Source organism: Methylocystis sp. H62, from assembly GCF_015709515.1.
Lineage (GTDB): Bacteria > Pseudomonadota > Alphaproteobacteria > Rhizobiales > Beijerinckiaceae > Methylocystis.
Genome location: NZ_JADNQZ010000049.1, coordinates 35390 through 60548 on the forward strand (window position 1 = coordinate 35390; position 25159 = coordinate 60548).

The 25159-nt window shown below is 62.9% G+C and carries 21 protein-coding genes and 1 pseudogene; 14 read left to right on the plus strand and 8 right to left on the minus strand.

The genetic code is table 11. From position 1 onward, the window contains the following. Positions 1-10: 10 nt before the first annotated feature. The 3 genes from IYY11_RS07395 to IYY11_RS07405 form a co-directional block, all read right to left on the minus strand. Positions 11-1360, minus strand: coding sequence for a tyrosine-type recombinase/integrase (locus IYY11_RS07395; protein ID WP_196403268.1), 1350 nt, complete (start codon positions 1358-1360; stop codon positions 11-13). A 430-nt stretch (positions 1361-1790) separates the two neighbouring features. Next, the gene (locus tag IYY11_RS07400) at positions 1791-4217 is read right to left on the minus strand and encodes a TonB-dependent receptor (RefSeq protein WP_196403269.1); all 2427 of its coding nucleotides are present in this window, start codon (positions 4215-4217) and stop codon (positions 1791-1793) included. A gap of 60 nt (positions 4218-4277) precedes the next feature. Continuing rightward, a complete protein-coding gene (locus IYY11_RS07405) occupies positions 4278-4670 on the minus strand; it encodes a DUF2946 family protein (RefSeq protein ID WP_196403270.1) in 393 nt (130 codons plus the stop codon). 274 nt (positions 4671-4944) lie between these two features. Here IYY11_RS07405 and IYY11_RS07410 point away from each other — a divergent pair, with 274 nt between their 5' ends. Further along, on the plus strand, positions 4945-6105 hold the full coding sequence (locus tag IYY11_RS07410) for a helix-turn-helix transcriptional regulator (RefSeq protein WP_196403271.1): 1161 nt from the start codon (positions 4945-4947) through the stop codon (positions 6103-6105). Between the two features lie 91 nt (positions 6106-6196). Further along, positions 6197-6661: an Hsp20 family protein gene (locus tag IYY11_RS07415; RefSeq protein WP_018408616.1), complete on the plus strand. Its 465-nt coding sequence runs from the start codon at positions 6197-6199 to the stop codon at positions 6659-6661. Between the two features lie 52 nt (positions 6662-6713). On the opposite strand, the gene IYY11_RS07420 is transcribed toward IYY11_RS07415, so the two are convergent. Further along, positions 6714-8156 (minus strand): hypothetical protein, encoded by a 1443-nt coding sequence (locus IYY11_RS07420; RefSeq protein WP_196403272.1) that lies wholly within the window; start codon positions 8154-8156, stop codon positions 6714-6716. Between the two features lie 448 nt (positions 8157-8604). On the opposite strand from IYY11_RS07420, the gene gltB reads away from it, so the two are divergent. The 4 genes from gltB (at position 8605) to IYY11_RS07440 (ending at position 16474) form a co-directional block, all read left to right on the plus strand. After that, entirely contained in the window at positions 8605-13299 is a 4695-nt protein-coding gene (gltB, locus tag IYY11_RS07425; protein WP_196403273.1) for a glutamate synthase large subunit, read from the plus strand. Positions 13300-13430: 131 nt separating this feature from the next. After that, on the plus strand, positions 13431-14636 hold the full coding sequence (locus tag IYY11_RS07430; protein WP_196403274.1) for a GGDEF domain-containing protein: 1206 nt from the start codon (positions 13431-13433) through the stop codon (positions 14634-14636). A 203-nt stretch (positions 14637-14839) separates the two neighbouring features. Beyond that, on the plus strand, positions 14840-16258 hold the full coding sequence (locus IYY11_RS07435) for a glutamate synthase subunit beta (RefSeq protein WP_196403368.1): 1419 nt from the start codon (positions 14840-14842) through the stop codon (positions 16256-16258). Between the two features lie 6 nt (positions 16259-16264). Next, a complete protein-coding gene (locus IYY11_RS07440) occupies positions 16265-16474 on the plus strand; it encodes a hypothetical protein (protein WP_196403275.1) in 210 nt (69 codons plus the stop codon). Between the two features lie 56 nt (positions 16475-16530). On the opposite strand, the gene IYY11_RS07445 is transcribed toward IYY11_RS07440, so the two are convergent. Together IYY11_RS07445 and IYY11_RS07450 are read right to left on the minus strand one after the other, a co-directional pair. Continuing rightward, entirely contained in the window at positions 16531-17259 is a 729-nt protein-coding gene (locus IYY11_RS07445; protein ID WP_196403276.1) for a L,D-transpeptidase, read from the minus strand. An 82-nt stretch (positions 17260-17341) separates the two neighbouring features. Then, positions 17342-18658 (minus strand): SGNH family hydrolase, encoded by a 1317-nt coding sequence (locus tag IYY11_RS07450; RefSeq protein ID WP_196403277.1) that lies wholly within the window; start codon positions 18656-18658, stop codon positions 17342-17344. Between the two features lie 139 nt (positions 18659-18797). Between IYY11_RS07450 and IYY11_RS07455 the strand changes: the two genes are divergently transcribed. From IYY11_RS07455 to IYY11_RS07465, 3 genes are read left to right on the plus strand one after another with little or no spacing between them, the layout of a single operon-like run. Further along, positions 18798-19274: a hypothetical protein gene (locus tag IYY11_RS07455; RefSeq protein WP_196403278.1), complete on the plus strand. Its 477-nt coding sequence runs from the start codon at positions 18798-18800 to the stop codon at positions 19272-19274. Between the two features lie 24 nt (positions 19275-19298). Continuing rightward, positions 19299-20006 carry a ribonuclease T2 family protein gene (locus tag IYY11_RS07460; RefSeq protein ID WP_196403279.1) on the plus strand — a complete coding sequence of 236 codons (708 nt, stop codon included), beginning with the start codon at positions 19299-19301 and terminating at the stop codon, positions 20004-20006. 5 nt (positions 20007-20011) lie between these two features. Further along, positions 20012-20857, plus strand: a complete 846-nt coding sequence (locus IYY11_RS07465; protein WP_196403280.1) for a 23S rRNA (adenine(2030)-N(6))-methyltransferase RlmJ — start codon at positions 20012-20014, stop codon at positions 20855-20857. Between the two features lie 74 nt (positions 20858-20931). On the opposite strand, the gene IYY11_RS07470 is transcribed toward IYY11_RS07465, so the two are convergent. After that, the gene (locus IYY11_RS07470) at positions 20932-21168 is read right to left on the minus strand and encodes a hypothetical protein (protein ID WP_196403281.1); all 237 of its coding nucleotides are present in this window, start codon (positions 21166-21168) and stop codon (positions 20932-20934) included. A gap of 171 nt (positions 21169-21339) precedes the next feature. Between IYY11_RS07470 and IYY11_RS07475 the strand changes: the two genes are divergently transcribed. Then, positions 21340-21936 (plus strand): glutathione S-transferase N-terminal domain-containing protein, encoded by a 597-nt coding sequence (locus IYY11_RS07475; RefSeq protein ID WP_196403282.1) that lies wholly within the window; start codon positions 21340-21342, stop codon positions 21934-21936. Between the two features lie 65 nt (positions 21937-22001). Here the strand turns inward: IYY11_RS07475 and IYY11_RS22950 are convergent. After that, a pseudogene (locus tag IYY11_RS22950) lies at positions 22002-22223 on the minus strand (LysM peptidoglycan-binding domain-containing protein); the annotation flags it as partial. Between the two features lie 336 nt (positions 22224-22559). Here IYY11_RS22950 and coaD point away from each other — a divergent pair. The 4 genes from coaD (at position 22560) to IYY11_RS07500 (ending at position 25109) form a co-directional block, all read left to right on the plus strand. Continuing rightward, a complete protein-coding gene (coaD, locus tag IYY11_RS07485; protein WP_196403369.1) occupies positions 22560-23084 on the plus strand; it encodes a pantetheine-phosphate adenylyltransferase in 525 nt (174 codons plus the stop codon). A 9-nt stretch (positions 23085-23093) separates the two neighbouring features. Then, complete coding sequence (locus IYY11_RS07490) at positions 23094-23645, plus strand: peptidylprolyl isomerase (protein WP_196403284.1); 552 nt, start codon at positions 23094-23096, stop codon at positions 23643-23645. A gap of 124 nt (positions 23646-23769) precedes the next feature. Continuing rightward, positions 23770-24225 carry a peptidylprolyl isomerase gene (locus IYY11_RS07495; RefSeq protein WP_196403285.1) on the plus strand — a complete coding sequence of 152 codons (456 nt, stop codon included), beginning with the start codon at positions 23770-23772 and terminating at the stop codon, positions 24223-24225. Between the two features lie 167 nt (positions 24226-24392). Then, a complete protein-coding gene (locus IYY11_RS07500) occupies positions 24393-25109 on the plus strand; it encodes a PRC-barrel domain-containing protein (RefSeq protein ID WP_196403286.1) in 717 nt (238 codons plus the stop codon). Positions 25110-25159 lie beyond the last annotated feature (50 nt).

Genomic DNA, 25159 nt, shown 5'->3' on the forward strand with positions numbered 1-25159 from the left:
AATGCTTAGTCTATGCCGCCATATCGTCTTCCGTGCGCGGTCGCTCGTCAGCGGCTTTTTCTAAGAATCGGTTTAGAGCAACCTTCCTGGAAGCCCGATCGAGCGAATAGGCAGTCTGCTTGAACTCCTTGCCGTCCAGCAGGCCCTGGATGTAGCCGGCAATCGCGTCCGCGGCCATGATCAGGGCTGTGTCGAGCGGATGGATGTATTTGCTTGTAACCGTGCCTCTCGAATGGCCAACCAGCGCCGCGATCGTGACCTCGGTGAACCCGAGATCGTTAGCGATGCTGGCGAAGCTGTGCCGCAGGGCGTGCGGAGTCACATCTGCGAGCGGCGATTTCCGAAAAATCTGCTTCCAATGGTTCGGGAAGCTGCCGAAGGCGTTGTCGTCGCCTGATCCGGGAAACACATAGGTTTCTGCGTGGCTGTTCCTGTGCGCTTCTAGAGTCTCAATCACAGGGAGCCCGATGGGACGTATCGAGTCGCCCTCCTTGCTGTCGGTAAGTCGCAGGCAGCTTCCATCGATATGGGCTTCGCTCCATTTGAGACCGACGATCTCACTTCGGCGGCAGCCGGTCAGGGCGATCAGACGAATGATCTCGACCGCGATTACATATTTGTCGTTCCGGGACGCGTTCCGAAGCATTTCTCCAAGGATGCGATATTCGGCTTCCGTGAGGCGGCGGGTTCGCACATTGTCCTTCGGCTTTCGAACGCCATGGGCTGGATTGCGCTCGATGATCCCGGATTCGACAGCATAGGTGAGAATGCCGCCCAGCAGCCCGACGGTGCGTGTCGCAGTGCCGGGGCCGCCCCGCACGATCGCCTTGCCCCGTAGTTTCTTCGTCTTGACGGAAGCGCGCGTCAGCCCCGCCATGATGTCCTTTAGAACCTTGTTGATGTCGGCCTTTGTGAGGTCCTTGACGCGCCGGGTGCCGATGAGCGGGATGATGTGTCGGTGAATACGGCCAGTGTCGGTGCCGATCGTAGTCGGCTTCTTCGGGCGACCGCCTTTGCCGAGGATCAATCCGGCTTCCAGATCGCGCAAATACAACGCGCAAAGCTCCTTGACCGTGATCGCCTTGTGATCGAGCTGCCGCTCTTCCGCAGGGTTGCCGCCTTTGGCGATGTGGCCGAGTTGAATCTTGGCTTCCTGGCGGGCCGCTTCCGGTGTCCATACCCCGTGCAGGCCGATAGTGTAGCGACGCGTTCGGCCACCGGCACGATACTGGAGAAGGTAACTCCGCTTGCCCGAGGTGAACATGCGCAGGCCGAAACCTGGAAGCTCGTCGTCCCAGATGAAATAATCCCTGTCGCGACTAACCGCAGCGTCGACGACTCTCTTGGTCAGCTTGGCCATAAAGCGCTTCCGGAATGATTCCTACCCTGCGTTCGCGGAAGCACCACGGAAGCGGGCCGAAGGAAAATCTCGGTTGGTGCAGCGTGCTCTCGGCGATGGTCTAATTCAAGAAAAACTAGCAGTCGTAGTATGTTAGAGGAGCTTTTCGTATCGCCGGATACCGCAGCGAGAGGCAGGTTAAATAACTCCGAAGGCAGAGGTCAGGGGTTCGAATCCCTTCGGGCGCGCCACTTGCCTAAAAAACCGCGAACACCCTTGCCGATTTGTTCTCCGGCGATGACCGCCCGACTGGCCTTTGAGCCGTGGATACGGATGACCTTGTCGTCCCCTTCGATGTATCTCGTGGACCGAAGAAGAGTTCGCCGCATCATAAGCATCCAGAGGAAAGGCGGCGCAATGGCGCGCCGCCTTTGAAAATAGAGCGTCGCGGTCAGAACCTCACGGTCAGCCCGGCATAAAAGTTCCGACCCATGCCGGGCACCTGACGCACGCTCGCAAGACCCGCATTGCGTCCGAAGAGGAACGCGTTGCGCGAATAGTTCGTCAAGTCGAACCCGCCAAGCGGCAGCGAGTAGAGCGCATCGGTGACATTGTCGACGCCAAGGTCGATGCGCATATTGCTCCAGTCATAGGCGGCGCGGAGATTGAGCAGCGCATATGCCGGGGTCGTGAATTCGCCCTTGTTCGCCGACACGTGATCCTTGGGCGCGACGAGTTGCGTTTCAGCGGCCATGCTCAATCCGCCGATCTGGTGCTCGAGCGCAATGCGCGCATTGGCCGGCATCAGGTTCCACAGACCGTCGCCCTTCTTGACCAGGAACGACGCGACGGAGCACAAGCCGTTGCCCGGGGGACAATACTGCGGATTGCCGATGTCGAGATTTCGTCCATAGACGAAACTGACGACGCCGACCGCCTGCAGCCTGCCGTATTCGGGCGATTCATGCAGCTTCACTCTGCCCGAGCCGTCGACGCCATAGAGCTCCGCATTGAAATTGCGGAACTGCATGATCTGGAAAATATAGGAATTCGCCACCGGAAACGTGTTGAAGGTCCCGCCGGTTCTCGCGCCGTCGATATAGTTCTCGACATAGGTGTAGAAGGGCGAAATCCGCGCTTCCCAGTTGTTTGCGCCGGACATGTCGCGCCAAGCGCCGGTGAACGCGACATTGTGCGCCACTTCCGGCTTCAGATTGAGGTTGCCGGTATAGCCGTTGCCGTCGCCGAACCAGTTGAACATCGCCGTGAACGGGCCGGCGACCGGCCAAGTATAGCGTTCATAGAGATTGGGCGAGCGCGTCTTGCGCGAATAGCCGAACTCGTAAAGGCTGCCAGGATCCGGCTCATAGCGCGCCAGAGCGGTCATGTCGAAATTGATGTCGGTGCGCGCGCGATTTTGCGCGTTGAAGATATTGACCGCCAAATTATTCGCGCGCGCGAGCAGGGGTGAGTTGGGGAAGATAAACGGCGTGTAGCTCTGACCAGGACCAGTGTCCATCCAGACGATGTCGTTACGCACGCCGATCAGGCTGGACCACTGAGGCGTCCAGCGGCGCTCCCATTCGACATAGGTGCCAAACCGATTGCGCTGGCCGCCATTGATGTTCACATTCGCGAAAGGTCGGCTCAGACTGCCGGGCGGCGTGGCGAAACCCTGTGCCAAGCCGGTGAGATCGGAAGGCCAGTAGTCCTGCAGTCGGTAGCCGTGGAACTCATTGCCGATGCGGAAAAGATCCTGATCGCTGTATGGAATTTCCGCTTTGACCGAATAGCCGAAGTCACGGCCGAGCGCGATCATCGGGTGATTGAGCCAGAATCTGTCCTCCAGGAATCCCATTTTGTGGAAGACCTGATGCCAGTACGCGCGCGCTTCCAGCGTGCCCCATTCGAAGGCGCCCTTGTAGAGGGCGTCCAGCGAATAGGAGCGATTGCGCGTCATGTCCATGCGCTGGTTCGGAAAGCCCTGATAGGGAATATTCTGATAGGCGCCACGGAAGGTGAACAGATGCCCCTCGTTCTGGTAGCCGAGCGTGACCGCGTGATTTTCCGACATGAAGTTCGTCGAGAGAACTTTGTCGCCATTGCCGCCGGCGTGATAGTCGGTCGCCCGTTGCCATGACCCGTTGTAGAGCAGGCTCCAATGGTCGTTGGCCATGTTGATGTTTGCTGAAACGCCGACGCCGTTGTTGTTGCCTCGGAAGAACGCGGAAACTGTTCCCGTCGCCAGCACTTCGTTGTTCGGGCCAAATCGCAGCGTCCCGGGAACTGGCAGCGGCAGATAGGGAACAGGCGGGTAGGGACTCGCGGCAAGAATCGGCGACACCGGCGCGCCGCCCGGACCGACGACCGCCGGCGCGACGACGGGCGTTGCAAAGACCGGCGATTTCGGAGTGACCAGAATAGAGCCGCCGATCGAATCGCCGCCTTTGCTGACTGACGAGACCGCGGTCACGACTTCAACGCGGCCGATCGTGTTCGGATCGGTGTAGCTCAACGGCGAATTCATGTGATTGGCGCAGGAGGACGTGGCCTGCACGCCGCCGACGACAATCTTCAGGCGATCGTCGGCGAGGCCACGGATCGCCGGGAGGCCGGAAACGCCGCCGCCGGTTTGAACGCTCACGCCCGGCTGATGCTCGAGAAGCTTCGCCGTATCCGTTTCGGGAGGTTTTTCCTCCACGATTTCTTTTTGTGTGACGACCGTCTCGTTGGCCTTATCCAGCGGCGGCGGCGTTGGCGTCCCCTGCGCGGCGCCGACGACGATCTGCGGAAGAGAGACTTGGGCCTTGGCGGTCGCAAGCGAGGCCAGGATCAACGCGCAAGCGCTTGCGCCGCGCAGTAGGGCGGGACGGTACATTGGATGAGTTCTCCTGATCCGCCGGCGAACGGCGGTTGAAACGGTGCGTGTTTTGTTTCGTCAGGAGAGCGCGGGAGGCGCGCGCGAGCGCGTTTCGCCGGGACGGCGTCGTTCGCGCGGTTCGAAAGGCCAGGAGTCGAAAAAGACCAGGGCGGTCGGCGGCTGTTCGAGCCGTGCGATCGGCGGCCTTTCGGAAATGATCGGCGGAGTTCCGATCGGGCAGGCGCCGCAGTGCGCGTGCCAGCCGTGCGTTGGCGCGCCGTTCGGCGCCGTCTCGTCCGCAGCGGCGTGACTTGTGACGCAGAACTCTGGCGTCGCCGACAGGGCCGAATGAGGCGCGATCGTCGCCTGCAGCAATGCCGAAACGACGAAAAGCGTCGCAGCAAGAAAGGCGCGCAGGCCTTTCCGCCTTGCGTTCGTCTTTGCTGTCTTCGTTGAAGCTGGAGGTGACATGCCGCGACGCCGATTCATTTCGTGCAACTTAGCCGCTACGTTTTCTTCCGTTTCCCCCCGATCGGGAGGGCGCCGCTCGGCAATCGCGTAAATTCTTGTCCTTGTTGCAGATGCGCAACACAGAAGCTAAGGTGCGATGGATTGACGCCCTGGTGTTTCTCCAGGTTCTTCTAGGGCTCCAGGGCAGTGTGACGTTCGCTGCGCGGCAAGCGCCATCGCGAAGACCGGCTTTGCGAAGGTGTGGCGAGAGGTCGCACCGGGTGAAGACATGACCATGACCTTGACGAAAGATGCGGATGCGCGCGTCATCGTGGCGATCAAAGCCGCGGGCGCGGAAGCGCAGCACTGGCCCGATACGCTCGACGAGATTGCGCGCTTGCTGGATGCGCGCTTTGCAGCGTTGCTGTTCGAAGACCGTTGTTCGGCGCTTTTGGAGCTCAAGCATTCGACACGCGCCGAGAAAGCGTGGATCGTCGAATATCTGCGCAATCATCGCAAACTCGATCCGGTCAAGGCGCGCGTCCTGGCCGAGATTGGCGTCGGTCGGGCGTTCTCGTCGGAAGACTTCGTCTCTCTGGAAGAGCTTCATCAAAGCGGCGCCTACCAGCGCTGGATGGCGCCCTTCGGCCTGGCCGATATGATCGGGGGAGTCATTCACCGATCCGAGACGGGCGTCTGCCTATTCGTCGCCTTTCGCGATGAGGCCGCAGGTCTCGCCGACATCGAGGCGAAGAGGCGGCTTGACGCGCTTCTGCCGCATCTCGCGACGGCCATCGCCAGCCACAAGCCGGCGTCTGACACATCGGCTCTCGTCGAATTGTTCGCGGAGCTGACGTCGCCGGTGCTCGTCGTCGACTGCAGGATGCGCGTCGTCCATAGGAATCGCAGCGCCGACGAGATGCTCGGCGAAGGCGACGCGCTGGCGATCTTTGGCAATACGCTGACGGTGCGCGATCCGCACGCGAAGGAGGCTTTGGAGCATGCGCTCGCCCAGATCGGCGGCGCTGATGCGGAAGCCTTCGCGATCATGGTGAAACGCGGGGAGTCACGCTGCTGCGTGATGCATGTGCTGCCGCTGTCCAAGGGATTGTCGGCGCTGTTTTTGCGCAGGCTCGCGCTCAATTCCAGCGAGGGTGGAGCAGTCGCCGCGGGCGTGTTCGGCCTCACCGCCCGCGAGAGTTCGGTGCTGCTCGCCATCGCCGAAGTGGGCGGCGTCCCGGCGACCGCGCGCGCGCTTGGTCTGAGCGAGGGAACCGTCAAAGGTTATCTGAAAAGCATTTTCCAGAAGACCGGCGCGACCCGCCAGGCGGATCTGGTCAAGCTCGTGCTTGCTCTGGAATCCCCCTTCCGCGCGCCGGAGCGCCACCGGCTGCCGACGGAGACGCTAATCGCCGCGTCGCCGGCGCCTCTTGAACGACGCCGCAGCGCTTCTTAAATCGTTGCCAGCGCGGGCCGTAACGGACGCGCTAAGAGGCGCGGCGCGATAACGCTAGCGCGCCGCATGTCGCTCAACTGGAGGATATGTCATGCGTCAGTTCGATCTCTCTCCGCTGTACCGCCAGACCGTCGGCTTCGACCGTCTGTTCAACCTGCTCGATCAGGCCAGCGGTTTCGAGACGTCTCAAAGCTACCCGCCTTACAATATCGAGCGCACGGGCGAGAACGCCTATCGCGTGACCCTCGCGGTCGCGGGCTTCTCGCGCGAGGAACTGTCCGTCGAGACCAAGGAAAACACCTTGGCCATCAAAGGCTCGAAAGAGCCGGCGCAGCCTGCGGAAGGTCGCGAGGTCCTGCATCAGGGCATCGCCGCGCGGGCCTTTGAGCGTCGCTTCCAGCTTGCCGACCATGTGGTCGTAACTGGCGCCAGCCTCGTCAACGGCTTGCTGCACGTCGATCTCGTGCGCGAGATTCCGGAGGCGCAGAAGCCACGCCGCATCGACATCGGCGTGACGACGCCGTCCGCGACGATCGTCGAGTCAAAGGCTGCGTAACGGCGAAAGTTCCGAAAGAACTGCCAGAGGCGCCCTTTCGGGCGCCTCTTTTCTATCCGCCGGTCTTTGGCTTTGCCGCGCTGTCGGGCGTCTTCGCCGTCGCTGAACCTTTAGGGACGGAAGCCGCCGGCGTGGACGCCGTCGGGGTCACGACAGTCGTGCCGCTCGAACCTGACGGCGGAACGATCGCCCGGCGCGAAGAGCCTCCGGCGGCGCGGGCGGCCGCTGCGCGCTTCGCAGGGGTGGACGCGCCAGGCGACGGGGCTGACTTTTCGGCGATCTGCTCCGTTGGAGGCGCGGCGCTTGGCGCATGTTCAGCCGAGACCGGCGCCGGCGGCGTCGGAGCGCTCTCAGGGCTTTGCGGCGCCTGCTGCGTCGCTTGCGTTTGCGGCGCGCTGGCGGGATCTGCTTTCGGCTCCCCAGACGCCGAATCCGCCGCCGGCTTGTCGGCGGGCGTTTCCTTGGCGGCCTGCGCCGAAGGAACAGCGCCGGAGTCCGGCGCCTTGTCAGCAGAGGCTGGCGCCGGCTTATCTGAGCTTTCGGCGTTTGGCTGCGGCCCCTGGGCCGCTTGCGCCGGCGCAGGGACGCTGGCTTCGCCGGACTTTGGCTCTGGCGGAGCCGAAGTCGTGGGCTTTTCGCCGCCGCTATTGGCGGTCGCCGCCGGAGGCGTAGCCGTTGCATCGGCGCCCTTCTGCTCCGTGCCCGGCGCAGGCGGCGTCTCAATTCCCTGTGCGGACGGCGTCCTGGCGCTCTGAGCGTCAGGCTTGGGCTCCTGCGACTGGGCGGCGGCCGGCGCGGTCTTTGGCTCGATCGGCGTAGCCGCGGACGGGGCAGGGAGGGCTGCAGCAGGCACCGTCGCAATCGGCGCGGCGGAGCGCGTCTCGGGCGTCGTGGTCGGGGCGATTGCGCGCGAACTCTTCGGCGCCGCGGTTTTCTGAGCCGCCCGAGCGCGCTGTTGACTGGCGCTGTTTGACGACTTATCCGCCAAAGCTGCGCCGCCGGGCTGCTGGCGTCCGCGATCCGCCGCCGGGCCGACAGCCCCGGGACCGCCGGCGCCCGGGGGCGGGTATGGAACTCCGCCGGTCGACGGGGGCGCGCCGTAAGAATCGCCGCCGGAGGGACCGTAATCGCCCCCGTAGCGCGGTCCCCGATCATACATAGGCCGAGGCCCAAGTCTCACCGCGCGCAAAATACGGCCCTCGTAGGGGTCGATGATAAAGCGCATCTCGCCCTCGCGGCGACTGACGCCGGTGGCGACGATCTGATCGCCTCGGCGACCGAGCGGTCCGACCAATTGAAAGCCGGTGCGCCCGAGGATCGAAGCGACGGCGGGACGGGAGGCGAAGGCCGGCGGACCCGCGTCGGGAATTCGAGCGCGGAAGATGTTGGCGAATGGCCGAAAGAAAAACTGCGCGAAGGCGTGCTGCGGAACGGCGGCGCTTGCCGCCAGCGCCAACACGAACGGCAGAACGGCTTTCCCCTTGAATGACCGCATTGTTTCTTCCCTGTTCAAGCCCTCTCGGCGCGCGCGGATGCTCGGACAACATTGCGGCGAGCATTGGACCGGCAAGCGCCGAAAGCCCAAGCGATTGCTTGTCATATCAGCGCAAATCTGGCACTAACATAGCCCGCAAATATGTCAGCCTTGCTGACCTTAAGGCGGCGCTCGCTCTTGGAAGCTCTGTTTCATTTTCATGGTCGCCGCTCGACACGCGCCGCGGCCAACGTAAATGAGAGGGCCTGCAAAGTGGCGCGTCTCTTGCCTTGCGCCCGAGCGCGAGACGAGGACGCGCAGGATTCGCAATCATTGCGAAACCTGCGTTACGGGAATGCGAGAGTCGGGCTGCGACGATTTAGGTCACGCCTACGACAGTTTTATGGTTCGATGAGCGGGCGGGAGGGGCGCAGGAAAAGGCGCGCGGTCCTGTCGAGGAGACGCCGAAATGACGAAACCCGCCGAGCACTTCGCTGAAGCCGGACCGCAGCCGCTCGGCCGCGATCCCGCTCTTCCGCAGGCGCAAGGGCTTTATGACCCCGCCAAGGAGCATGATTCCTGCGGGGTGGGCTTCGTCGCCAATATGCGCAACGAGAAGTCGCACGCCATCGTCGAGATGGGCTTGCAGATCTTGCTCAATCTCGATCACCGGGGCGCCGTCGGCGCTGATCCCAAGCTCGGGGACGGCTGCGGCATCCTGCTTCAGATCCCCCATGCGTTCTTCAAAGCGGAGTGCGCGAAGCTCGGCATAGAGCTTCCCGCCGCCGGCGATTACGCCATCGGGCAGTTTTTCTTGCCGCGCGATCCCGAAACGCGCGCGCGCGCGCGCGGCATCATCGATAAGTCGATCGAAGAAGAGGGGCTCGTCGTTCTTGGCTGGCGCGATCTACCCGTCGATTCGAGCGATCTCGGCGAGGCGGTGAAGGCCGTCGAGCCGCATCACGCGCAAATCTTCATCGGGCGCGGGCCGAACGTCGCTGACGCCGACATCTTTGAGCGGCGCATCTATCTAGCGCGCAAGGCGGCCTCGAACGAAATTTACCGGCTCGGCAACGGCGGACGGGAGTTTTACGCCGTCTCGGTCTCTTCGCGCACCATCGTCTACAAGGGCATGGTGCTCGTCTCGCAGCTCGGCGAATATTTCCTCGATCTCAAGGACGAGCGTTTTATTTCGGCGCTGGCGCTTGTGCATCAGCGCTTCGCGACGAACACTTTCCCCTCCTGGCGGCTTGCGCATCCCTATCGCTTTGTCGCGCATAATGGCGAAATCAACACGCTGCGCGGCAATCTGAACTGGATGGCGGCGCGCCAGGCGTCGGTCTCCTCGCCGCTGTTTGGCGAGGGGATCAGCAAGCTGTGGCCGATCTCCTATGAGGGCCAGTCCGACACCGCCTGCTTCGACAATGCGCTCGAATTCCTTGTGCGCGGCGGCTATTCGCTCGCGCATGCGGTGATGATGCTGATCCCGGAGGCTTGGGCCGGCAATCCGCTGATGGACGCCGACCGCAAGGCTTTCTACGAGCATCACGCGGCGCTCATGGAGCCGTGGGACGGTCCCGCCGCCATGGCCTTCACCGACGGGCTCCAGATCGGCGCGACGCTCGACCGCAACGGGCTGCGGCCTGCGCGCTATCTCGTCACCGACGACGGTCTCGTCGTCATGGCTTCGGAAATGGGCGTGTTGCCGATTCCCGAAGAGAAGATCGTGACCAAGTGGCGTCTCCAGCCCGGCAAGATGCTGCTTGTCGATCTGGAGCAGGGACGCATCGTTTCCGACGACGAGATCAAGAAGGAGCTGTCGAACTCTCATCCATACAAGGAGTGGCTGGCGCGCACGCAAATTCAGCTCGAGGATCTGAAGCCCGTCGATACGCGTCCCGCGCGATGGGACGTGTCGATGCTCGACCGTCAGCAGGCCTTCGGCTACACGCAGGAGGACCTCGATCTTTTGCTTTTCCCGATGGCCGTCACAGGCCAGGAGGCGATAGGCTCCATGGGCACGGACACGCCCGTGTCGGCGCTCTCCGACAAGGAGAAGCTGCTCTACACCTATTTCAAGCAGAACTTCGCGCAGGTGACCAATCCGCCGATCGATCCGATCCGCGAAGAGCTGGTCATGAGCCTCGTGTCCTTCATCGGTCCGCGCCCCAACATTCTCGACCATGAAGGTTCGGCGAACAAGAAGCGCCTTGAAGTGCGCCAGCCGATTCTGACGAGCGAGGATCTCGAAAAGATCCGCTGGATCGGCACGGTCGAGGATAGTTTCGACACCAAGACGATCGACGTCACTTACGACGCCTCAAAGGGCGCCGAAGGCATGCACGCCGCGATCAAGCGGCTATGTCAACGCGCCGAGGAGGCGGTCAGCGGCCGCTACAACATCATTATCCTCTCGGACCGTATGGTCGGTCCGGACCGCATTCCGATCCCGGCGCTGCTCGCGACCGCGGCGGTGCATCATCACCTGATCCGCAGGGGATTGCGCACCTCCGTCGGCCTCGTCCTCGAGACCGGCGAGGCGCGCGAAGTGCATCATTTCTGCTGTCTCGCGGGCTACGGCGCCGAGGCGATCAACCCTTATCTCGCGTTTGAGACGCTCATCGCCTCCGCGGAGGAGTTTCCCTCCGACGTCGACGGTCCGACCGCCGTCAAGCGCTTCATCAAGGCGGTCGACAAGGGTATTCTCAAGGTGATGTCCAAGATGGGCATCTCCACGTACCAGTCGTATTGCGGCGCGCAGATCTTCGACGCTGTGGGTCTTGCGCAGAGCTTCATCGATGAATTCTTCACCGGCACGACGACGCGCATCGAAGGCGTCGGGCTCGAAGAAATCGCGCGCGAGACCGTGCGTCGCCATCGCCTCGCGTTCAGCGACGCGCCCGTCTACAAGGAGGCGCTCGACGTCGGCGGCGATTACGCCTACCGCATCAGAGGCGAAGCGCACAGCTGGACGCCGCAAACCGTGTCGCTGCTGCAGCATGCGGTGCGCGGCAATGCGCGAGACAAATATCGCGCTTTCGCCAAACTCCTGAACGAGCAGGACGAGAAGCTTCTCAATCTGCGCGGTCTGTTCCGCGTCAAAGGCGCCGAGGAGGACGGTCGGAAGCCGATTCCGCTCGACGAGGTCGAGCCGGCAAACGAGATCGTCAAGCGCTTCTCGACGGGCGCTATGTCGTTTGGCTCCATCTCGCGCGAAGCGCATACGACGCTCGCCATCGCGATGAATCGCATCGGCGGCAGATCCAACACCGGCGAGGGCGGCGAAGAGGCGGATCGATTCAAGCCGCTGCCGAACGGCGACTCGATGCGCAGCGCCATCAAGCAGGTGGCGTCCGGCCGCTTCGGCGTGACGACGGAATATCTCGTCAACGCCGACATGATTCAGATCAAGATGGCGCAGGGCGCGAAGCCCGGCGAAGGCGGGCAACTGCCTGGCGACAAGGTCGACGCCGTCATCGCCAAGGTGCGCCACTCGACGCCCGGCGTCGGCCTGATCTCGCCGCCGCCGCATCATGACATCTATTCGATCGAGGATTTGGCGCAGCTCATCTTCGACTTAAAGAACGCCAATCCGCGCGCCGCAGTGTCGGTGAAGCTCGTTTCGGAAGTCGGCGTCGGCACGGTCGCCGCCGGCGTCTCCAAGGGCCGCGCCGATCATGTGACGATCTCCGGTTTCGAGGGCGGCACCGGCGCGTCGCCGCTGACGTCGATCAAGCACGCGGGCTCGCCGTGGGAAATCGGGCTTGCCGAAACGCATCAGACGCTCGTGCTGAACAATCTGCGTTCGCGCATCGCCGTGCAGGTCGACGGCGGATTGCGCACCGGTCGCGACGTCGTGATCGGCGCGCTACTTGGGGCGGACGAGTTCGGCTTCGCGACGGCGCCGCTCATTGCGGCGGGCTGCATCATGATGCGCAAGTGCCATCTCAACACATGCCCGGTCGGCGTCGCGACTCAGGATCCCGTTCTGCGCAAGCGCTTCGTCGGCCTGCCCGAACATGTCATCAACTTCTTCTTCTTCGTCGCCGAAGAGGCGCGCGAACTCATGGCCTCCATGGGGTATCGCAGCTTCGACGAAATGATCGGGCAGATGCAAATGCTCGACAAGGAGAAGGCGATTGCGCATTGGAAGGCGCGCGGGCTCGATTTCTCCAAGCTGTTCTTCAAGCCGCAGGGAGAAGGCGGCGCGATTCGTCACAGCAAGACGCAGGATCACGGCCTGGATAAGGTCCTCGACAACAAGCTCATCGCCGAGGCGCGCGCGGCGCTCGATCGCGGCGCGAAGGTTTCCATTGAAACGCGGATCCGCAACGTCGATCGCGCCACGGGCGCGATGCTCTCCGGCGAGGTCGCCCGCATCTACGGCCATGCGGGACTGCCCGAGGACACGATCGATATCCGCGCGACCGGCACGGCGGGTCAGAGCTTTGGGGCGTTTGTCGCGCGCGGCGTGACGCTGCGTCTGGAAGGCGAAGCCAACGACTATGTCGGCAAGGGCCTCTCGGGCGGCAAGCTGATCATCTATCCCTCGCGCGACGCCGGGCAGATTGATCCCTCGAATTCGATCATTGTCGGCAACACCGTTCTCTATGGCGCCATCGCCGGCGAATGCTATTTCCGCGGCGTCGCCGGCGAACGCTTCGCCGTGAGAAATTCCGGCGCGCTCGCCGTGGTCGAGGGCGTGGGCGATCACGGCTGCGAATATATGACGGGCGGCGTCGTGGTGGTTCTTGGCCAGACCGGCCGCAACTTCGCGGCCGGCATGTCCGGCGGCATCGCCTATGTTTTGGACGAGGACGACGCGTTCTCGACGCGTTGCAATCTCGCGATGGTCGACCTCGAGCCGGTGCGCGACGAAGAGACCGTCATGACCGAGACCTATCACCAGTCCGGCGATCTGGAAGGCCATGGCCGCGTCGACGTGATGAGCGACATGACGCGCTTCGACGCCGAGCGTCTGCGCCAGTTGATCTCAAATCACCTGCGCTACACCGGCTCGACGCGCGCGCGCGACATTCTGGCGGATTGGCCAAATTACGTGGGCAAGTTCCGCAAGGTGATGCCGGTCGAGTATCGGCGCGCGCTCAACGAACTCAACGCGCGTAAAGGACTGCCGCAACAGCTGAAGGCTGCCGGCGAGTGACTTGGGCGACGGATGAGCGGAATGCTTGAACGTAGCCTTTGCCTTTGTCAGTAGCGATTGTTAAAGAGAGGGAGTCGGGCTAACCTGCTTTAAACTCGGCGGTTTTTCCTTGACGGCGGCCAGGAAGCCTGATGCGAGACGACTCCAGAGTGTACAGCCTGCCGCGCTGGCCCGCGATGCGTTGGCTCGTCAACCCGGGGCATGGCGCAACTCGCGATATCCAAGTGGCGTTGATTGGCGGGTTGTTCGGAACCCTGCCAGTCTTCTTTGGCGGCGTCATCAATACGATTGTCGTGTCGGGAGCGATTGCGGCGCGCGAACAGACGCTCCCTTTCGTCGCTTGGTTCGTCTTTGAAATCGTGCTCGGAGTCGTGCGTCTGATCGTGCTGAGCATCTCGCGTCGCGAGGCTCTCGCGCATCGCGAGACGCCGACCGACGTCTATCTCCTGCTTCAGCTTTTCTGGAGCAGCGGCGTCGGTTACGGCGCCTTCATAAGCCTCGCGGGCGGCGACTGGGTGTCCGCGACGCTCGCTTGTCTGTCTGGGACCGCCATGGCCGGCGGCATTGGATTTCGCAATTTTGGCGCGCCGCGTCTCGCCGGCGCAATGATCCTGACGAGCCTCGGCCCGTTTCTGCCGGGCGCCGCCCTCTCTGGCGAACCGTTGCTTTATCTCGTGTTTCTTCAGATTCCCCTCTATCTCGCCGCCATGATCGCCGCCGCCTACAGCCTGAATAAAATGCTTATTGCGACGATGCAGGCCGAACGTTTGAACGACCACCGGGCCAAGCATGATGCGCTCACCGGCCTGTCGAACCGCGTCGGTCTCGCCGCCGCGGTTGACGCGAACCTGAATGACGCGCCGACGCAGGGCGGCGATTTGGCTGTCCTTTTTCTTGATCTCGACAACTTCAAAGCGGTCAATGACACCTATGGACACGCCGCCGGAGACAGGCTGCTCAAATCGGTCGCGGAGCGCTTGCGCCAATCTCTACGCGCGACCGACGTGGCGGCGCGGATCGGCGGCGACGAATTCGTGGTGCTCGCCAGGAGTTTGACGAGCGAGCAGGCGGCGGAGCTGAGTCACCGGCTGACCAATTCCATATCGGCGCCTTACGACCTCGGCGATGGCGCTTGCACGACGATCGGAGTCAGCGTCGGCATCGCTCTGGTGCCGGAACACGGCGCGGACGCCGAGGCGCTTCTCGCGGTGGCCGACGAAGCGCTTTACGAGGCGAAGGCTCAGCGGCAGGTGAAATTGCTGCACACCCTCGTTAAGGAGGATCAGTCTCGCCGCATGCCTCCCACGGCGCGCGGCATGAGCCCCAGCACGCGATAGTGCATGCTGGCGACGGTCGGCTCATAACGCCGAAGCTTCGCGGCTTGACGGCGAGCCCTCGAAAGCGTTTAGAAAACATCCAAGATTGCAGCGGCTCAGGGCGCGCGGAGCGGTAGGCGAGTTCGCCTTTCGGCGCGAGACTTCCGCGCCAATGAGAAATGCCGTTGCGGCCGCGAGGCGCGGCGCGAGAGGTGCGCGATACGATGGGTAAGGTGACCGGGTTTCTCGAGATTGACCGGCATGACCGCAAATATAAGCCGGCGGCCGACCGCATTCGCCATTATCGCGAATTCGTCATTCCGTTGTCGGACGAGACCACGCGCAGCCAAGCCTCGCGCTGCATGGATTGCGGCATTCCATTTTGCCACAACGGCTGTCCGGTCAATAATCAGATTCCCGACTGGAATGACCTCGTCTACCATGGCGAGTGGCGGCGCGCGCTCGTCAATCTCCATTCCACCAACAACTTCCCGGAGTTCACGGGCCGCGTCTGCCCGGCGCCCTGCGAAGCGTCGTGCACGCTGAATCTTCAGGACCAGCCGGTCACCATCAAGACCATCGAATGCGCGATCATCGATCGCGGCTTCGAGCAGGGCTGGGTGGTTCCAGAGCCTCCCAAGCGCAAAACAGGCAAGAAGATCGCCGTCGTCGGCTCCGGGCCGGCGGGACTTGCGGCGGCGCAGCAGCTGGCGCGCGCCGGCCATGACGTGCATGTCTACGAGAAGCAAGCAAAGGCTGGCGGCCTGCTGCGCTACGGCATTCCCGACTTCAAGATGGAGAAGCACCTCATCGACCGTCGCGTTCAGCAGATGGAGGCGGAAGGGGCGGTGTTTCACTGCGGCGTTCATGTCGGCGTCGATCTGTCCGCCGACGCGCTGGTCGCGGGCCATGACGCCGTTGTCCTCGCTGGCGGCGCCGAACAGCCGCGCGATCTGTCGATCCCGGGCCGCGAATTGCGCGGGGTTCACTTCGCGATGGATTTTCTGCCGCAGCAAAATCGCCGGGTCTCGGGCGAGCCGCTCTCGACCAACGAGCCGATCCTCGCCACCGGCAAACATGTCGTGGTCATCGGCGGCGGCGACACCGGCTCGGACTGCATCGGCACCTCGGTGCGCCAGGGGGCGCTTTCGGTCACCCAGCTCGAAATCATGCCGCTTCCCCCCGAGAAGGAAAACAAGCTGCAGACGTGGCCCGACTGGCCGCTGAAGCTGCGCACGTCCTCCTCACACGACGAGGGGTCGTCGCGCGAATTTTCGGTGCTGACGCGCGAATTCGAAGGCGCGGAAGGCGCGGTGAAGGCGCTGCGCTGCGTGCGCGTCGACGGGAAAATGCAGGAGGAGCCCGGGAGCGACTTCAGGCTTAAGGCCGATCTCGTGCTTCTTGCGATGGGCTTTGTGTCGCCGGTGCGCGAAGGCCTGCTCGAAACGCTCGGGGTTGATCTCGATTCGCGCGGCAATGTCGCAGCGGACACGCGCGCCTATCAGGCGTCTCGGGAGAAGGTCTTCGCCTGCGGAGACATGCGGCGCGGACAATCGCTCGTCGTCTGGGCCATTCGCGAGGGACGCCAATGCGCCCACTCAGTGGACGAATTCCTGATGGGCGAAACCAATCTGCCAAGGTGAGAGTAAATGGTCAGTGAAAAGCTAAATCTCTGGTATTGTGATACCTTCGTCAGCACGCCCTGGCAGTTTTACCTTCTCATCGTCCCGCTCATAGGGGCCTTCTTCTATGGCCGCGGGAAATACAAGCTCGCCTGGTCTCTGATCGGCGTTTGGCTCGTCATCCAATTGATCTTTTCGGCGCTCACCAATCTCGTGTTCACGTGCTCGCTCGAATAGGGCGCAAATGAAAAGGCCCCGGCAAACCGGGGCCTTTCGTTTGACAGAGAGCCGGCTTACAGCACGACGACCGTGGCGCCCACCTTCACGCGGCTGAACAGATCGGTCACGTCATTGTTCAGCATGCGGATGCAGCCCGACGAAACCGCCTGTCCGATCGTCCAGGGCTCGTTCGAGCCGTGGATACGGAACATCGTGTCGCGATTGCCCGAGAAAAGATACATGGCGCGCGCGCCGAGCGGGTTGTCCTCGCCGCCAGTCATGTGGCGCGGCAGATCGGGACGGCGCTTCAACATCGCCACCGGAGGCGTCCAATCCGGCCATGCTTCCTTGCGGCCGATGTGCGTCCGGCCTTTCCAGGTGAAGCCCTGGCGGCCGACGCCGACGCCGTAGCGCACGGCCTGTCCATTCGGCATCGACAGATAGAGATAGCGGTTGTTTGTGTCGACGGTGATGGTGCCAGGACGCTCATTGGTCGGGTCCTGCACGATCTCGCGCGTCGTGGTCGGATATTCGCGCGCGAGCCGCGCGTCTTCCTGGTCCCCGTAATAGGCCTGCGGGTCCTGCGCAGCGTAATTGGCCTGCTGATCCTGGCCGCCATAGTAAGCTTGCTGCTCACGCGCGTCATAGTAGGACGCGGTCATCTCCTGCGCGCCCGCCCGAGGATCAAACAGCGCCATGAAGGAGTTTTCCTGAGCGCTGACGGCGGAAGACGAAAGTCCCGCAAAAGCTGTGACGGCGGCGACCTTCAGAAAGCGGCTGGCGGTGAATTCACGGCGGGACATGACGGCGGCTCCACAATTTCTCTGTCGTGCAGAGAGAATGCAGAACCCCCGAAAAGCGTTCCGTGCGCGAACGCACAAATCGTTAGCGCGGCTGAGAAGGCGCGTTCGCCGCCGGGCGCCAGCTGTAGTCGTCGGCGCGATTGCTGCGCGGATTTTGGTCCCCGCCCTCGACGAAAACATGCCGCGCGAGCGCCTGCGCGGGCGTGCCGGCGTCCGCCGCCGCTTTGCCGGCCGGGGTTCGCCTGGCGAGCTCTGTCGCCGCTCCGGCGCCCGTCAGTTGCTGCGTCGGGCCGACGGCAGGTCGTTCGGGTAAGCTCGGCGCCGCCGACGGCCCGCCGACGGGCGAGCGGAATACGATCGGCTGACCGTCCGCTGGGGCCGCCGCCACTGGTTGCTGGGGCGCAGTCGCGCCCGCCGACTCAGGCTGGGGAGTCGCCGGCGCGCCAGCGACGGGCGCCTGCTGGCGAGAGGCGTCGTAATATTTCTTGATCTCGCCTTCGACGAAATGGGCGACGCTGCGCGCGCCGGCATCGGTGAAGTGCACGCCGTCCGCGGAGCGCAGCTTAACGATCTGGCCGTTGATGTCCGGCCCGAAAGCGCTGTACTGCCCATGTTCGTCGGTCATCGCGTCCCAGAGATCGACATAGGGAACATTGGCGTGCGCCGCGCGCGCCTTAAAGATTTCATTGAGCTGCGCCATGTCGGCGGACAGCCGCTCGTTCTTCATGACCGGCAGACCGACCCAAATGACCGGAATATTCTTTTCCTTGAAAGCCGCGATCACCGCATCGACCCGCGCTGCGTAGATTTCGCGCCATCGCGGCGACAGCGGCTCGATTGATTCTTGACCCAGCTGGATCGCTTGACGATCATTGCTGCCGAGCATGACGACGGCGACATTGATTTTCTGCGGGTCGGCGGCGATCTCTTTCGCCGCCTTGGGCCAATCGTAGAAGTCTTCGCGCACGAGACCGCTGCTTTCCCGGCCTTTTCGAAGGATGGCGACGTCGGGGCGATCCGAAAACCCGTCTTTCAGGCCGTTTGCGAGAAGCAGTCCCAGAGTGTCGCCAATCGTCGCGACAACGAATGTTGGCTGGGTGACGGTCGTGTTCTGAGCCTGGTCCGGGGCGGCGCCGTCCGTACGCTTCGCCGCGCGTCGCGGATTGTCCGTCTGGCCGTGCCAGTATGTCGGGGCGCGATTCTCGCGGTGCGGCATAATCCGTCGCACTCTCGGCTCGCCACGAGGCGCCCAACCATGCTGCGGATGGCCGCCAAAGATGCCGCCAAAAAATTCCGTAAAGGGGTCCTGCGCGAAGGACGCGCCGGGCGTCGCGCTCGTCAACAATGCGCCAAGAAAGAGCGCCATAACACGGCGCAGGGTCTGTACGCTCCTAGACATGGACGCCATTATAGCGCGTCCCGAACGTCTTGGCATCCTTGTTACGATTCTTCGCTAAATAGTGTGCCGCATAGCCTTGACGCATGGAGCGGTTTTGGCGTCAATCGTCAGCAATCGAGCGGGATTTAGGAGAAGCGAGATGCGGCGCCGTAACCGGAGGTCTGGCGAAGTTTGGACGCGAGCCGCTGCGGCGGCGCTTTTCGCGCTTGCTGCGGCCACGGCGGCCGCCCAGCCGGCGCGCGAGGAAAACCCGCCGGCGGAATTTCGAATTCTGCCTTACTCAGGACTGACGCCCTACTGCGTCGATCCGACGATTCTCAACGAAGTCGTCAAGGGTTTTGCTGCAAGAGAAGCCTGGTTCTGGAATTCGCCTCTGGTCATTGTGGCCTTTGACGGCGTCGAGGACATCGGCGCCCGCAACAACGGCCTGAGCTATATTCCCCGTCGCTATTGTCGCGCACTGGGGCTTTTTAACGACGGCGTGAGGCGCGAGGTCGTCTATAATATCGGAGAATCCTTGGGCTTCATCGGCGCGGGACCTGGCGTGACATGGTGCGTCGTCGGGCTCGACCGTAATCATGCCTTCAGTCCGAATTGTCGAGCCGCAGGGCCTTAGCGTCCTTTTGCAGAGTCGTTTGAAATGAGAAGAGTTTTCGTTCGTTGCGCCGCATGGGCGCTCATTGTTGGCGTGCTGGCGTCGGGCGGATTTTTCGGCGCTGTCGCGAAGGAAGGCGACTGCACGGGAGAGGATTGCGCCACTCGCGCAGCCTCGCGGTCCGGCGCGGCGCGCGACTTCGACTTTTACGTGCTGGCGCTCAGCTGGTCTCCAGGATTTTGCGAAAGCGTCGAGGGCGCGCGCGACCAGTGCGAGCCGGGAAAGGGACTTGGCTTCGTCGTTCACGGGCTCTGGCCGCAATATGAAAGCGGCGTCCCGAACGGATGTCCGGGCGCGCCTTCCCCATCGCGCGTCGCGCTCGAAAAAGCGGCAGGCTTGTTTCCCGACGAGCGGCTGGCGCGCTACGAGTGGCGCAAGCATGGAGTCTGCAGCGGCAAAAGCCCGAGCGACTATTTCGCCGACGTGGCGCGCGCCCACGCCGCCGTGGCCATCCCGCCGCTTTTCGTCAAACCTGCCCGCGACCAGACCTTTACGCCGATCGACGTCGAGCGCGCCTTCTATGAAGCCAATCCACGGCTGCGGCCCGGCATGATGGCCGTGTCGTGCCGGCGGGGCGTCATGGACGGCGTGCGCATCTGCCTGTCCAAGGACCTGCGCGAGTTTCGCGCCTGTCCTGCCGTTGCGCAGCGCGGTTGCCACGTTCGAGAAATCAGCGCGCCCGCGCCGCTGTAGCGCCTATGAACTATCGCCACGGGTTTCACGCCGGCAATTTCGCCGACGTCTTTAAACATGCGCTGCTTGTGCGCCTCTTGGCCTATCTGAGACGCAAGGAAACGCCATTTCGCGTGATCGAGACGCACGCAGGAGAGGGCGCCTATGATCTTTCAGCGGAGGAGGCGGCGCGCACGCTCGAGTGGCGCGGCGGCGTTGGACGTCTCGCCGATCTCTCCGGCGCGAGCGCCGAAGTTCGCGCGCTGCTTGCGCCCTACATCGATTGTCTCGGGCCGCGCGACCACGAGGGAAAGCCCGCGCTCTATCCAGGTTCGCCGTCGATCGCGCAGAAACTGATGCGCCCGCAGGACCGCGCGATTTTCTGCGAGCTGCGGCCCGACGCCTTCGCTGCGCTGCGTCGCCGGTTCGCACGCGACGAGCGCATTAAGGCGATTCATATCGACGGCTATTTGGGGCTTGGCGCTTATGTTCCGCCCAAGGAGCGGCGCGGGATCGCGTTGATTGATCCGCCTTTCGAGCGCGAGGACGAGTTCGAGGCTGCTTTTGACGCCTTCAATAAATCATATGCAAAGTGGAATTCTGGAATTTACGCGCTGTGGCATCCCGCAAAGAGCGATCGCGACATTCGAAAATTCCACAACAGGCTGAGGGAAAGCGGCATACGGCGCATCCTGCAGCTTTCATTGAGCATTGGCGGAGACGGTGAGGGGTTGCGCAGCTGCGGAATGGCGGTCGTCAATCCGCCATTCGTGTTCGAAGCAGAGGCGCGCACGCTCCTTGCCTTCCTCGCTGCGCGGATGGCGCAAGCCGAAGGCGCTGGCTGCGAGATTGCGTGGCTCGCAGGCGAATGAGCCGATCAACTTTTCCGAGCCGACTTTGGCCGGCCTTGGAAGAGTAACTCGAACTCAGGAGCGTAGTGTCGCGCTCACCAGCGGCGGCGCCAATACCGACGCCGAGCTCGCCGCCAGTATCGACGGCGGCGCCACCAGCTTTTTTCGATCGTTGCGTTTTCCATGTCTTCGGGCGTGGCGACGCCGAGTTCGGGGCGCGCGGGAGTCAACCCTTCTTGCGGCGCCAGCCCAGGAAGCGCCTGCGCTTGCGACACGACGACAGTCGCGCCAAGGCCGGCGAGCAGCGCCGTAATGAATGTGCGTCGTTCCATTTTAACTTCTCCCTGCCAGCAGGACTCAAACTGCTGCGCCGTCATGCATGTCGGTCTTTCGACATCTGGCCCAATATGCGCGCTTATCAAGTCCATCTGGCGGAGCCGTAAAGGTTCACGGGCGCGCTACGGCGCCGTTGTGGGTTTCCTGCACGGATGATAGGAGCGGCCATGCTCATCTTGCGTTATTCTCCCGCTTCGCCCTACGCCCGAAAGATCCGAATCGCCGCCGAATTGCTCGGCTTGTCGGAAAGGATCGAAATCGCCCCCGCCGATGCGGCCGATCCCGCCGACAGTCTGCGGCGCCAGAACCCGCTCGGCAAAATCCCGACGTTGGTTTTGGAGGACGGCTCAGCGCTCTATGACAGTCGCGTCATCGCCGAATATCTGGATCATCTCGCCGGCGGCGGGCGGATCATTCCGACCGAGCCGACGGCGCGCTTCGCGGCCCTGCGGCTGCAAGCGCTCGGCGACGGGATCAACGACGCCGCTCTATTGATCCGCTATGAAACGTTCAATCGCCCGGAAGCCATACGCTACGATGCGGCGATCGCGCTTCAGCAAGGCAAAATCGATCGGGCGCTCGGCGCGCTCGACGCCGCCCCCCCGACCGGTTCGGTCGACATCGGCCATATCGCGGTCGCCTGTGCGCTTGGCTATCTTGATTTGCGTTTCTCTGGCGCATGGCGAAAGAACCACCAGCGTCTCGTCTCGTGGTTTAAGGAATTTGCGCACGCCGTCCCCGCCTTCGACGCGACGAAGGTCTAATTCGGCCCTAGCGCATATGGCGCCGGTCCGGGAGATCTGCTCTGCCAAAAAGCGAAACTGTCAGCCTATTTGCTGGCGATTTCGCTTGGAGGCTTCCAGTCGCCTCCGGCCGAGGGACCAGTCTGTGCGGCCGGGATGCGCAGGCGTTGACCCGGCTGGATTTTGTCGGGATCCGTCAGCATCGGCCGATTGGCCTCGAAGATCTCCATATATTTGGCGCCCTTGCCGGCGCCGTAATGCGCTTCGGCGATCTTCCACAGCGTGTCGCCAGGCTTCACGACGTAGAAGGTCTCTGTCGAGGACGCCCCTGCGGCCGCGGATTCGTCGGCCTTAGGGGTAGCCGCGGCCGTTTTCTTGAGCGCGTCTGGGGCAGGCCCCGGTTTGCCTTTTCCGGTCAGAAAATCCAAAAGTCCCATGCTGGAGTCTCCTTCGTAGGTCCGGCCATTCACGCCGGATGCGACTGATCTATTGTAGCGCTCCGCTCGCAACTCGCGAGTGTAGGCGTGTCCGAAAGGCAGCGCCAGGGTGCCGCTTCCGGGCAATCGTCGCCGGCGGGCGGCAGGTTCTGGCGCGAAGGCGCGCACCGTCTCGCGGAACCGCGGAAAATCTCTTATACCCGTGCGATGATCGCCACTTCCGCCACCACCGCGCGTACGGCCCTCTACCCCGGCACGTTCGACCCGTGGACCTTTGGCCATCTCGACGTGATGGCGCAGGGCGGGGCGCTCTTTGACAGGATCGTCGTTGCGATCGGCGTGCACCACGGCAAGGAGCCATGGCTCTCTTTCGACGAGCGCGCGGCGGTCATTCGCGAGGCCTGCGCCGGCTTGGGCGCGTCTTGCAGCTTCGAGGTCGCGGGCTTTGACGGACTTGTCGTCGAGGCGGCGCGCCAGCACGGCGCCTGCGCCATTCTCCGCGGTTTGCGCGATAGCGCCGACTTCGACTATGAGATGCAGATGGCGGGGATGAACGGGACGCTCGCGCCCGACATTCGCACGATTTTCCTGCCTGCTTCGCCGAGGCTACGCCATGTCAGCGGAACCTTCGTGCGCCAGATCGCGGCGCTTGGCGGCGACGTGTCGGCCTTTGCGCCGGCCGCCTCCGTCGCCGCACTTGAACGCGCCATAAAAAAGCGCGGCAATACATAGGGAGGCTTCATGAAATTTACGCGCCGTCTCATCCTTGCCGCCGCGGCCGTCGCCGCGCTCAGCGCCACGCCCGCTAGAGCGGCAGACGATCATCTCCTTTATCTCGACACGAAGGATGGCCGCGTCACCATCAAGCTGCGGCCTGATCTCGCGCCCAAGCATGTCGAACGCATTGAGAAGCTGGCCAAGGAGCATTTCTACGACGGTATTGTCTTCCATCGGGTCATCGACGGCTTTATGGCGCAAGCTGGCGATCCAACCGGCACCGGAATGCAAGGTTCGCGCTATACGGATCTGAAGGCCGAGTTTACCGATACGCCGTTCAAGCGCGGCACGCTTGGAATGGCGCGCGAAGGCGGCGACGTCAATTCCGGCAATTCGCAGTTCTTCATCGTCTATGCAGACGCGCCGCAGCTCAATGGCAAATACACCGTATTCGGCGAAGTCGTGTCGGGAATGGACGTCGTCGACAAGATCAAGAAGGGTTCGAAGTCCAATAACGGCATGGTCGACAATCCGGACAAGATCATCAAGATGCGCGTCGCGGGCGACGAGAGCTGAGACTTAATGCGTTATGTCCGCGCTTGCTGGGCGTAACGTCGCCGCCCTCTTCGCAAGCAGCCGGGCCATGCCCGGCTGCAGCGCATGAAGGACCGGCTTTTAGACAAGTGGAGAGGGAACCAGAATGACCGAAGCCGCCGACACCATGACGCTTGAGACGACGAAGGGACCGGTCGTCATCAAGTTTCGTTCAGACCTCGCGCCCAATCATGTCGCGCATATCAAGAAGCTCGTCTCGGAGAGCTTCTATGACGGCATCGTCTTTCACCGCGTGATTGACGGCTTCATGGCTCAGACGGGGTGCCCGCGCGGCACGGGCACGGGCGGATCGCAATATCCAGACCTCAAGGCGGAATTCAGCAGCACGCCGCATGTGCGCGGAACCTGCTCGATGGCCCGCGCGCAAAGCCCCGACAGCGCCAATTCGCAGTTCTTCATCTGCTTCGATGATGCGCGCTTCCTCGACAACAAATATACGGTGTGGGGCGAAGTGGTCTCCGGCATGGAGAATGTCGATAAGATCAAGCGCGGCGAACCGGTGAAAGATCCCGACAAGATCGTCAAGGCGACGTTGGGTTGATCGACTGACGCGACAGGGTCGAGCCTTGGGTCAAGCATGCGCCCCGGCCTTGGGCGCATGTGCAGTAAAGACCTGAGTTGGACGCAGGATTCGGAACTATCTCTCCAGACGCTGGTTGCAAAGTATCGTTCGCCGAGACGGGCGAGCGGAACAGTGGAGAGTATCCGATGAAATCGCTCAACTTGTTGATCGCTACAGTAGCGGCGATCGCGCTTTCCGCCAGCGTGACGGCGAATGCAGCGCGCGATCGCACGGGCGCGAGCTCGAGCAAGAATCAGACTCAGACTCGCAGCACTCAGCAGGAGAAGCCAGGTCAAGCAGCCAAGGATGCGGAGGATACGACATCTCGCAGCGGCTGGCGCGAAATGGGCCGCGACGACGACGCTTCGCAGACCTGGCGAGGCAGCGCCGCGCGCGAACGAATGCGCGATCAGGACCAGCCGGGCATGGACCGCACCATGGAACGCACCATGGACCGCACGGGCATGGATCGGCAGACGACGAGAGGACGATCCGCAGCTGAAATGCGCGAACTGGATCAGCTCGGCTCCGCCCGCGTGATTTTCTATAGGCTCGGACCCACCGACATGCGCATGTCGCAGCTGATCGGCAGCGATGTCCGCAACCTGCAGAATGACGACATCGGCGAGATCGAGGACGTCATCTTCGACAATAACAGGAATTTGCGCGCGGTCATCGTCAGCGTCGGCGGTTTCCTCGGCATCGGCGAGCGCCATATCGCGATTGACCCGTCATCAATGGTCGTTTCCCGGAACGAAGATGGCGACGTCGAAGCGGTTGTGAACTCGACTCGCGACGATCTGCGGAACGCTCCGGAGTTCCGGTTCGACGAGCGTCGCCGACGCGTCGGCTCATACCAATAAGCGCTCGCAGCGGCGCCGGTTGATCGGCAATCGGCGCCGCTGACCGTTCT